The organism is Umezawaea endophytica (assembly GCF_025061645.1).
Taxonomy (GTDB): domain Bacteria; phylum Actinomycetota; class Actinomycetes; order Mycobacteriales; family Pseudonocardiaceae; genus Umezawaea; species Umezawaea endophytica.
Window position 1 is genome coordinate 169,275 of sequence record NZ_JANYMP010000022.1, and the last position, 10,077, is coordinate 179,351.

Here is a 10,077-nt window from a genome sequence, read left to right on the forward strand (position 1 = left end):
CGTTGGCCGGTCACTGCCGCTCTCCTGTTCCTGCGGTCACGAGCTTCTGGTCGTCGAGGTTGGGGCTCACCGGCTCGTCCGCGGCGCCCTCGACGCGTCGACGGCGGCGCTGCGACCAGTCGACGAAACCGAGCACCACGGTGATGAGCAGGCCTGCCGCGCCGGTCGCGATGCCGATCCCGAGACCGGGCATCACCCAGGTGATCTCCAGGGTTCCGCTGGAGACGTCCTTCGGCAGGTCGACGGTGGCCAGGCCTGCCGGGCCGAGCCGAACCGGGACGTCCTTGCCGTTGATCTTGGCTTCGTAGCCGGGCCAGGCCAGCCTGGCGAACACGACGGACCCGCCGTTCGCGCCGCTGAACTTGACCTCTTCGCTGACGTCGCCGGTCATCCGGTCCGAGTCGACCCGCAGGCCGTTCGGCGTGGACGACACCCGGCCGCCGGGGTAGGGGAGCGGGTCGATCCGCTTCCACACCACGACGCGGTCGGTCGACTCGGCCTGCCGCCAGCCTTCGGGAGCGGGCTCGCGGCGGGTGTCGATCAGGGAGTTCTGCACGACCACGGTCTGCGCGCGCAGGAGGTCGGCCAGCGGGGCGGTGGCGCCGGGCGGCGGCGTCCAGAGCGACTTCCACGCCTCCGGGCAGAAGGTGGAACCCTGGTAGAGAGTGCAGGTGGCGTTGTCCATCGCGTTGAAGCCGACACCGCTGTAGGCGGTGAGCGTCTCCACGCCCGCGAGGCTGAAGTTGGTGCCGAACGTCAGGTCCTTGTAGGCGCCGTCCGGGTAGCGGTCGTTGCCCGCGACGTTGCCGAGGTTGGCGATCTGCACCGTCATGCCCTCGTACCGCCCGGAGAACCGTTCCTCCAGCAGCTTCTCGCTGGTGGGGAACTTGTAGTCGGTGACGCTGTAGTTCGCCGGGAACCAGTAGAGCTGGCAGGCGAGGAAGCCGATGGTGCCGACGGCGATGACCGCGAAGCCCTTGGCCTTCTCGACGCCGACCTTGACCAGCACGACGACCATGATCGCCAGGATGGCGTTGGTGAGCAGTTGCCTGCGGTCGGTGGTGGGCAGCGCCGCCCACCCCAGGTAGGCACCGAACGCGATCAGCGCCATGGACGTGGCCATCCGGGCTCGCGCCTTGGTCCGCTGGAGACCCTCGCTGGCCACGATGGCCCAGATGACGATCAGCGGCAGGAACAGGAACGGCACCAGCCGCATGGGCCAGCGGAAGACGCTGAGCTGCGACGGGCCGAGCACCAGCAGCACGTAGACGGCCGTGTAGAAGTACAGGCCCATCAGCTCGCGGCGGCGTTCCACCAGCACCCGCCAGCGCAGCCACGGGACCAGCGGGACGATGAACCAGGCCAGGTACAGCGCGGGGAACGTCGGGGTCAGCCCGCTCCAGATGTTCACCAACGGCTGCATGGACGGGTTGCTCATGCCGATGAAGTCCTGCAACTGCGGAGCGAGGAACCCGTCGTTGAGGGTCTTGCTGTCCCGCCGGTAGCTGACCGAGGCGGTCAGCGCGAACGGCAGGTACACGATGACGTTCATCAGGATGACCGCCGCGCCCGCGCCCATCAGGCTCCAGACGCGCTTGCGGTCGAACACCAGCCAGGTCTCCAGCATCACGGCGAGGATGCAGAGGCCGAAGCTGACCAGCTCGTACGGGTTGCCGGTGGTGCACGCGAGGTAACCGGTGACCACGACCCAGATCATCGACTTGCCGGACCGGGCGGCCCGCCGGGCGGTCCACCACACGTACGGCATGAAGCCGTAGGTCACGAGCGCGTTGATCCAGGACGTGCCGTCCATGAAGAGCACGTAGCCCGACAGCGGCAGCGCGGCGCCGATCGCGGCGGAGACCCATGGGCGCACGCCGTACTCACGGGCGAGCAGGTAGGTGCCGACCGAGAACATGACCATGAACGCGAGCTTCACGATCGTGATGGCCAGCGCGACGTTGTCGATCCACTGGGTGCCGACGGCCAGCGCGACCTCGACGGGGTTCCACATCCCGGTCGCGACCTCGGCCGCGAAGTTGCCGCCGCGCCACATGTCGAGTTCGAGCAGCGGCAGGCGGCCCTGGCTGATCGCCTCGCCGACCCGCTGCCACACCGGGACCGCCGCGGCCGCGGTGTCGTCCCAGTAGTAGAAGATGTGGTTGCGGTAAAGGGGCATCACGGCGCCGAGGAGCACCAGGCCCACCATCACCAGCGGCGGGGTCAGACGCTTGCGCAGAGAAGGTTTCTCCTCCTGCACCGCGTTTGTTTCTTCGCTGTCCACCGCGGGACTCACAGTCGCTGCACTCATCTCAGGCAATCGTCGAGGGGGCTGTGGGATTCGTGCGCATCGAGTGGCGGTGTCGATGCCGTGACGAGTTCATCGCTGTCGTTCCGCGGTTCGTCACGATCTGCGCAAGACCGAATACCGCTACTGCCCGGAGTGGACGCGAGCGGTAAGTGATCGGCCTGCGGTGGATCATTCGGAGCGCCTGTCCAAGAAATGTCGCAGCAACCCGGCTGAAACAACTTTGCCGGGTACTCTAGCCGGTCGGCCGCGACGAGCTCGACCGCACCCGGCCCCGGTCAACCGGAGCCGGGTGGCCGGTGGTCACTTGCGGAAGAATCGTTCCCGCCTGCCGAGCTGGACCAGCTTGATCCACTCCAGGAAAGCCTTCGGGTCTTTTCGCACACCGACGAAGTACAGGCCGAAGCGGAACACCTCGAGCGCCCCGAGCTTCCGCATCCCCGGCTGCGACAGCAGGTACCCGCGGTTCCGGTAGGTGTAGTAGCGCTTGATCGGGTTCTCCGGGTCCTGCGCGTGGAACCGGCCGCCGAGCATCGGCTTGAACTCGTCCGAGCCGTCCGGGTGCAGGTAGGCGACCTTGAGGGACGTCCCGAAGCGCAGCCCGGTGCGGACCAGCCGCCGGTGGATCTCCACCTCGTCGCCGCGGAAGAACAGCCGGTAGTCCGGGACGCCGATGACGTCGACCGTGGACGCGCGGAACAGCGCGCCGTTGAACAGGGACGCGATGCCGGGCAGGAAGTCGGTGCCCAGGTCCTGGGTGTTGCGCTTCCACGTCAGGCCGCGGCGCAGCGGGAACGCCAGCTTGTCCGGCGCCTCGATGTTCGACACCACCGGCGAGATGGCGGCGAGCTTCCGCTTCTCCGCCTCCTCCAGCAGCACCGCGAGCACCGTCTCGTCCGCGGGCCTGCCGTCGTCGTCGGCCAGCCACAGCCACTCGGCGCCGAGCGACAGCGCGTGCAGCATGCCGAGCGCGAACCCGCCCGCGCCGCCGAGGTTGCGGTGGGACGCCAGGTAGGTCGACGGGATGGGGCACTGGTCGACCAGGTCTTCGACGGGCTGGTCCGGACCGTTGTCCACGACCACGATGTGGTCGGGCACCCTCGTCTGCGACGCGAGCACCTTCAGCGACTCCGAGAGGAGTTCGCGGCGGTGCCGGGTCACGACGACGGCGACGACGGAGCCCTTGGGCAGTGCCTCGATCACGGTCTACTCGCCACCATTCGTGCTGAGCACGGGCTCGCCGCTGATGCGGGCCAGGGTTTCCGGGCTGAGGTACTCGAACGGGTCGTGGCCCTTGTACGCGGTCAGGACCTCGCGGAGCGAGCCCTGCTGCTTCACCTGGCCCTCGTCCATCCAGATCGCCGAGTCGCAGAACTCGATCAGCGTCTCGTCGGAGTGGTTCGCGAAGACCAGCAGGCCGGAGCGCCGCACGAGGTCCCTGAGCCGGTCCCTCGCCTTCGCCATGAACGCCGCGTCGACCGCGCCGATGCCCTCGTCCAGCAGCAGGATCTCGGGGTCGATCGAGGTCACGACGCCCAGCGCCAGTCGGACGCGCATACCCGTGGAGTAGGTGCGCAGCGGCATCGACAGGTAGTCGCCGAGTTCGGTGAACTCCGCGATGTCGTCGACCCGCTTCTCCATCTGCTTGCGGGTCATGCCGAGGAACAGGCCCCGGATCATGATGTTCTCGTAGCCGGAGATCTCCGGGTCCATGCCGACGCCGAGGTCGAACACGGGCGCCACCTTGCCGGTGATGCGCGAACTGCCCCTGGTGGGCTCGTAGATGCCCGCCAGCAGCCGCAGCAGCGTCGACTTGCCCGCGCCGTTGTGGCCGACGAGGCCGACCCGGTCACCTTCCTTGATGGAGAGGGTGATGTCGTGCAGCGCCTCGATTATCGGGACCCGGCCTTCGGAGCCGATCTTGCCGCCGACCTTGCCGAGGGCGAGCTTCTTCAGCGACCTCGACTTGGCGTCGAAGATCGGGAAGTCGACGGATGCGTTCCAGACTTCGATGCTGACCATGTTGTGCGGCCTCACTCAGACCCAGTAGGAGACGCGGGCACGGTAGTTGCGCAGCGCCACGAATGCCAATGCCCAGCCACCGATGGTGAACGCACCGACCACGACCCAATGGTGCCAGGACTGCACGTGTCCGATCAGCGGGGCCCGGACCAGCTCCACGAAGTGGTAGAGCGGGTTGAGCTCCGCGATCAGGATGCGCCAGTTGCCCTCGCCGTTGGTGACCGTGTTGAGCACGCCGGTGTGCCACACGATCGGCGTCATGAAGAAGATCAGGTTGATGAAGCTGTTGATCACCGGCGGGATGTCCCGGAAGCGGGTGCTGATGATGCCGAACAGCAGCGCGACCCACACCGCGTTGACCACGAGGAGCGCCATCGCGGGGATCACCAGGAGGATGTTCCAGGTGATGCCCGGATGCGTGAAGGTGTCGCCCTCCATGTGGTACGGCTTGGTCAGCGCCGGGAAGAAGACGATCAGCACGACCACGTAGACGGCCAGGTTGTGCGCGAAGAACAGGAGCTGCCGCCACACCATCCGCAGCACGTGGACGGTCATCGGCGCAGGTAGGTGCTTGATCAGCCCCTCGTTGGCGATGAACACGTCCGTGCCCTCGGTGATCACGCCGAGGATGAAGTTCCAGACGATGAACCCGACCGTGACGTACGGCAGGAACGTCGCGAGGTCCTGCTTGAACAGCGTCGAGTACAGCAGGCCGAGCGCCAGCGCGGTCGACCCCATCGAGATGGTGATCCACAGTGGACCGATCACCGACCGGCGGTACCGCTGCTTGATGTCCTGCCAGCCGAGGTGCCCCCACAGCTCCCTGTGCTGCCACGCGTCTCGCACATCGGCGAACGCGCGCGCGAAGGTGCGCGAGTTGGACGCGGGGGGTGCTTCAGCTCGGTCGGCCGTACTGGTGGGCTGCACGAGAGCTGAGACTACCGGCGGCAGGTGGGACCACTTGCCGCCGGTCGGTCACGGAGCGGTTACCCGGCCTCGGGGGCCGACAACACGCTGGTCACCTTCACGATCACCTGTTCGTGGTCGTAGGTGTACCCCTCGTAGCTGAACCGGATCCCGGACTTCTCCACGTACTCCATCCAGGCCTTGTGCTCGTGCTGCTCCCAGCCGGGGAAGTTGAAGTACTCGTCGAACGCCACGATGCTGCCGGGCACCAGCCGCGGGCCCACCAGGTCGAGCACGGTCTTCGTCGAGGAGTAGAGGTCGCAGTCGACGTGGAGGAACGTCACCGGCCCCTCGTGCTCCTCCAGGAAGCCCGGCAGCGTGTCGTCGAACCAGCCGACGACCAGCTCGGCGCCCGGCACGTCCGGCAGGCCCTCGACGTTGAACATCCCGGCGGGGAAGCCGTTGCGCCAGTCCTCCGGCAGGCCCTCGAACGAGTCGAAGCCGTACACGTCCTCCTCGCCGCGCGAAGCGGCGATGATCTTCAGGGTGCTGCCGGTGTAGACGCCGAACTCCAGGGCCAGCCCGTCCTGGGTGACCAGGCCGAGCGCGTGCTCCAGCGTCTGGTGCGGGTGGCCGAACTGCGGCACCGTCGGCATGTTGTCGCGCACGAACTGCGCGCTCTGCAACGCCGCTTCCCGCTCGCCCGCGAACACCAGGTCGCGGCGGGCGCGGATCTCGAACTGCCTGCTCGTCTCCACGATCCGGTCGGACTGGTGCCGCACGTCCTCGCGCAGGCCGTCCACTTCGCGCTGGAGCGCGTCGATCCGCTCGGTCTGCGCCCGGTGGTACGGGCCGACCACGTCGTCGATCGCTCGCGTCACCTTGGCCCTGAGGGAACGGCGGATCTGTTCGGCTCGCAGGCCGCGGCGGACTCGGTCGAGCACGTCGGGTTCTCCTCTCGGCGCACGGGGGTCGCCGCTTCGTCACGTCGGGGAGGGTGGTCCCCGTCACCGTCGATGGTGAGAGGCGCAGTCTGCACCGAACTCAGAGGTACTGGCCAGACCCTGAGATGTGCGGACCCTCGGGAGCTTCCAGACCGCCCGTCCCGGCGGGCAGGGCGCGACCGCGCATCTGCTCGAGTTGCACGCGGGCCGCCATCTGCTGGGCGAACAGCGCCGTCTGGATGCCGTGGAACAGACCCTCCAACCAGCCGACGAGCTGTGCCTGCGCGATCCGCAGTTCGGCGTCCGACGGGATGCCGTCCTCCGTGAACGGCAGCGACAGCCGCTCCAACTCGTCGCGCAGCTCCGGCGCGAGGCCGTCCTCCAGCTCCTCGATGGAGCGCTTGTGGATCTCCTTCAGCCTGGCCCGGCTCGCCTCGTCCAGCGGCGCGGCCCGCACCTCCTCCAGGAGCTGCTTGATCATCGTGCCGATCCGCATGACCTTCGCCGGCTGCTCCACGAGTTCCGACACGTCCTGACCTCCTCCGTTGGTGTCCGCGTCGGCGGGGATCCGGGCGGTGCCCACGGGGGTTCCGTCCGGCCCGACCACGACGACGTGCCGCTCGTTCTCGCCTGCGTCGCTCATGCCTCCATCCTCGCCCGATCCGCCCGTCGGCGGTGAACCGGGTCCGTGCCCCTGGTTTGGGCTGACCCGTCCACCTCCGTACCGTGTGGGGCATGGCGTTCGACGTCGCTCGGGTCCGGGGTCTCTTCCCCGCTCTCGGCGACGGCTGGGTCCACCTGGACGCACCCGCGGGCATGCAGGTGCCGGAACAGGTGGCCACCGCCGTGTCCACCGCCCTCCGCGCCCCGGTTTCCGGTCCGGGTGGAATTTTCCCGGCTTCCCAGCGCGCCGAGGCGATCGTCGACGCCGCCCGCCGGTCCATCGCGGACCTCGTCGGCGCCGACCCCGCCGGGGTCGTGCTCGGGCCGAACTCCGCGGTGCTCCTCCAACGGCTCGCCGACGCCCTGTCCGACGGCTGGTTCCTCGGCGACGAGGTCGTGGTGTCGAGGCTCGACCACCCGTCGAACATCGCGCCGTGGCAGCGGGCCGCGCAGCGCACCGGCAGCGTCGTCCGCTGGGCCGAGGTCGACATCGAGACCTGCGAGCTGCCCGGCTGGCAGTACGACGACCTCGTGACGGACCGCTGCAAGCTCGTCGCGGTCACCGCCGCGTCCGGCTCCGTCGGCACCCGCCCCGACCTCCGCAAGATCGCCGAGGCGGCACGCAGGCGCGGCGCCATGGTGGTCGTGGACGCCTCGTCCGCGGCGCCGTTCGTGCCGCTGGACATCACCTCGATGGACGCCGACGTGGTCGCCGTGTCCGCGAACACCTGGGGCGGCCCGCCGGTCGGCGCGCTCGTCTTCCGCGACGCGTCGGTGCTCGACCACCTGCCGTCGTGCTCCGTCGAACCGGGCGCGCGCGGCCCTGAACGGCTGGAACTCGGCCCGCACGCCTACCCGCTGCTGGCCGGGCTCGTCGCGTCCGTCGACTACCTGGCGGGCCTGGACGACGCGGCGATCGGCCCGCGCCGCGAACGCGTGCTCACATCGTTGGGTTCGGTGAAGGCCTACCAGGCCGGTCTGCTGGCTAATCTCATCAACGAACTGCGCTCGCTCCGCCACGTCATGGTGATCGGCGACGCCATGCGGCGGGTCCCCGCCCTGGCGTTCACGATCGCCGGGGTCAAGGCGGCCGAAGGCGTCGAGCACCTGTCCGAACGCGGGGTCTGCGCCTTCGCCGACCCCGGTCAGCACGGCGTGTTCTCGGTGCTGGGCGTCGGCGAGGTGGGTGGCGCGATCCGGGTGGGTCTCGCCCACTACACGAACGCGGTAGAAGTGGATCAACTCGTGCGGGCGGTCGCCGAGCTGGGGTAAGAGGCGGGGAGGCCTGGGGTGGACGACTCGCTGGCACGGGAGATCGCCGACCTGGCGGCGTTGCAGCGACTGGCGCCGATCATGTCCCACTACCTGCCGAACACGGCGCAGGAGCTGCGTCCCGCGGCGCTCGCCGCCGTGGTGGACGAGATCCTGCTCGGCTCCCGCACGGTCCTCGTCGAGTGCGGCTGCGGCTCGTCCTCGGTGATCCTCGCCCGCTTCCTGGCGAAGCGCGGCTTCGGCCACCTCCTGTCCGTGGAGCACGACGAGCGGACCGCCGCGTTCGTCGCCAGCCAGCTCCGGCGCGAGGGCCTGGGGCACGTCGCCAGGGTCGTCTACGCGCCGCTGGACGCGCACCCGGCGGCGCTGGGCACGTCCACCTGGTACGCGCCCCGCCTGGTGCACGACGAGGTGTCGGCGTTCGTGGACCGCTTCGGGCTGGTCGACCTGCTGCTGGTCGACGGGCCGTCGCTGGGCGACGCCCGGTACCCCGCCCTGCCCGTGCTGCGGGCCGTGCTCGCGCCGGGCGCCGCGGTGCTGGTGGACGACGCCGACCGACCGGGCGAGCAGGCCGTCCTGGTGCGCTGGGCGGAGGAGTTCTCCCTGCGCTTCCGGACCACCCCGCGCACGTCGTTGGCCAGCGCGCTGGCGCTCGACTGAATAATCACCCTGCGTTTGCGCTGGGCCACGCTACTGCGCCGTAGAGTAATTTCCGGGTTGGAGTTTAGAATTATTTTCACAGCTCTGAGCTGCGAAAACGAATTTTCCTCCACTTTCGTGTGAACCGGCACGGATGGGTCAACGAACCCTTCCACGTACAGGTGCTGATTCTCGGAGGGAGGTGATTCCATGAAGATAACCATTTCCACAACAATCCGACGGATGCTCATTTCCGCCGGGTTCGTGGTCGGGTTCGGCGTGCTCGCTGTTGGTACGGCGAACGCCGATGAAGACCACTCCTCGGGCCTGCTGGGCGGCCTCTCGCAGGTCGTCACGCCGGTCGCGGACCAGCTCGCTCCCGTGACGAACGGGGTGAGCCGGACGCTGTCGCCGGTGACCGGGCAGCTCGCACCCGTGGTGAGCGGGGTGACCGCGGTGGCCGAGCCGGTGCTCGAACCCGTGACCACAGCGGTTCGGCCTCTGACCGAGCCGCTGCGACCCGTGGTCGACCAGCTCGCGCCGACCGTCGACGACGTGACGCGCGTGGTCGCCCCGGTGCTCGAACCGCTCGCCCCCGTGACGGAGCCCCTGCTGGCCCCGGTGGTCCAGGTGACCGAAGAGGTGCTCCCGGTGGCGACACCGGTTCTCGCGCCGGTCACCGAACCGCTTCTGGTCGGCCGGGCGGACGCCCCCGTGGCGCCCGTGGCCCCGGTCGTGCCGGTGACATCGGTGCCGTCGGTGCCGTCTCCGACACCGGCTCCGACGGAGGTGGCGATCTCTCCCGCGAGGGAGGCCTGGGCAGTCCCCGCCGTGGGACTCCCGAAGACACCTCCGGCGGTTCAGGCCGCACCTGCTTCACCGTGGTACCAGGGCGATGTGCCCGCGTTGCCGCGTGATGTGCCGTTCGTCGTGCAGGGCATGACGACGTCGGCGTCGGCCGGTGGCCTCAACGCCCCCGCGTCGGCCGTGGTCCCCGGTTCGCCGAGGGCGACGCCGTACACGGGATCGGTTGGCGCTCCCGCCGATGGTCCGGCCCGCGGGTCGTGGTTCTACGACTACGGCCTTCACCATCCCAGTTGACCCGACCTGACGACCAAGCCGACAGATCACCAAGCTTGATTGCCAGGAAGGTTCGACATGCACAAGTACGTCCAACGCGGCTTGCTCGCCGCGGTCCTGTCCGGCGGGTTCGTCCTGCTCGGCCAGACCATGGCGAGCGCCGACACGGGTAACAACGCGGGACCGCTCGGCCTCGGTGGCGTCGTCAACACCGTGACGTCCACCCTGGGTGGGAACGGGGGT

The 10,077-nt window shown here is 69.0% G+C and carries 9 protein-coding genes; 3 read left to right on the forward strand and 6 right to left on the reverse strand.

All coding sequences use genetic code 11. The features are described from left to right. Positions 1-10: 10 nt before the first annotated feature. The 6 genes from NZH93_RS35710 to NZH93_RS35735 form a co-directional block, all read right to left on the reverse strand. Positions 11-2,311 (reverse strand): glycosyltransferase family protein, encoded by a 2,301-nt coding sequence (locus tag NZH93_RS35710; protein ID WP_259627698.1) that lies wholly within the window; start codon positions 2,309-2,311, stop codon positions 11-13. Between the two features lie 300 nt (positions 2,312-2,611). Continuing rightward, positions 2,612-3,508: a galactofuranosyltransferase GlfT1 gene (glfT1, locus tag NZH93_RS35715; RefSeq protein ID WP_259627719.1), complete on the reverse strand. Its 897-nt coding sequence runs from the start codon at positions 3,506-3,508 to the stop codon at positions 2,612-2,614. 6 nt (positions 3,509-3,514) lie between these two features. Further along, positions 3,515-4,330, reverse strand: a complete 816-nt coding sequence (wzt, locus tag NZH93_RS35720; protein WP_259627699.1) for a galactan export ABC transporter ATP-binding subunit Wzt/RfbE — start codon at positions 4,328-4,330, stop codon at positions 3,515-3,517. Between the two features lie 15 nt (positions 4,331-4,345). After that, the gene (gene wzm, locus NZH93_RS35725) at positions 4,346-5,257 is read right to left on the reverse strand and encodes a galactan export ABC transporter permease subunit Wzm/RfbD (RefSeq protein ID WP_259627700.1); all 912 of its coding nucleotides are present in this window, start codon (positions 5,255-5,257) and stop codon (positions 4,346-4,348) included. 59 nt (positions 5,258-5,316) lie between these two features. Next, entirely contained in the window at positions 5,317-6,180 is an 864-nt protein-coding gene (locus NZH93_RS35730) for a class I SAM-dependent methyltransferase (protein WP_259627701.1), read from the reverse strand. 100 nt (positions 6,181-6,280) lie between these two features. Next, positions 6,281-6,823 carry a bacterial proteasome activator family protein gene (locus NZH93_RS35735; RefSeq protein ID WP_259627702.1) on the reverse strand — a complete coding sequence of 181 codons (543 nt, stop codon included), beginning with the start codon at positions 6,821-6,823 and terminating at the stop codon, positions 6,281-6,283. 92 nt (positions 6,824-6,915) lie between these two features. Here NZH93_RS35735 and NZH93_RS35740 point away from each other — a divergent pair, with 92 nt between their 5' ends. From NZH93_RS35740 to NZH93_RS35750, 3 genes are all read left to right on the forward strand, one after another. Further along, complete coding sequence (locus NZH93_RS35740; RefSeq protein WP_259627703.1) at positions 6,916-8,115, forward strand: cysteine desulfurase-like protein; 1,200 nt, start codon at positions 6,916-6,918, stop codon at positions 8,113-8,115. Between the two features lie 18 nt (positions 8,116-8,133). Then, entirely contained in the window at positions 8,134-8,775 is a 642-nt protein-coding gene (locus NZH93_RS35745; protein WP_259627704.1) for a class I SAM-dependent methyltransferase, read from the forward strand. A 222-nt stretch (positions 8,776-8,997) separates the two neighbouring features. After that, on the forward strand, positions 8,998-9,855 hold the full coding sequence (locus NZH93_RS35750; protein ID WP_259627705.1) for a hypothetical protein: 858 nt from the start codon (positions 8,998-9,000) through the stop codon (positions 9,853-9,855). Positions 9,856-10,077: the final 222 nt, after the last annotated feature.

Excerpts from the sequence above, each read along its gene's own strand:
- wzt (WP_259627699.1), bottom strand. The coding sequence starts at position 4,330 with ATGGTCAGCATCGAAGTCTGGAACGCATCCGTCGACTTCCCGATCTTC.
- NZH93_RS35750 (WP_259627705.1), top strand. The coding sequence starts at position 8,998 with ATGCTCATTTCCGCCGGGTTCGTGGTCGGGTTCGGCGTGCTCGCTGTT.
- NZH93_RS35710 (WP_259627698.1), bottom strand. The coding sequence starts at position 2,311 with ATGAGTGCAGCGACTGTGAGTCCCGCGGTGGACAGCGAAGAAACAAAC.
- NZH93_RS35740 (WP_259627703.1), top strand. The coding sequence starts at position 6,916 with ATGGCGTTCGACGTCGCTCGGGTCCGGGGTCTCTTCCCCGCTCTCGGC.
- NZH93_RS35735 (WP_259627702.1), bottom strand. The coding sequence starts at position 6,823 with ATGAGCGACGCAGGCGAGAACGAGCGGCACGTCGTCGTGGTCGGGCCG.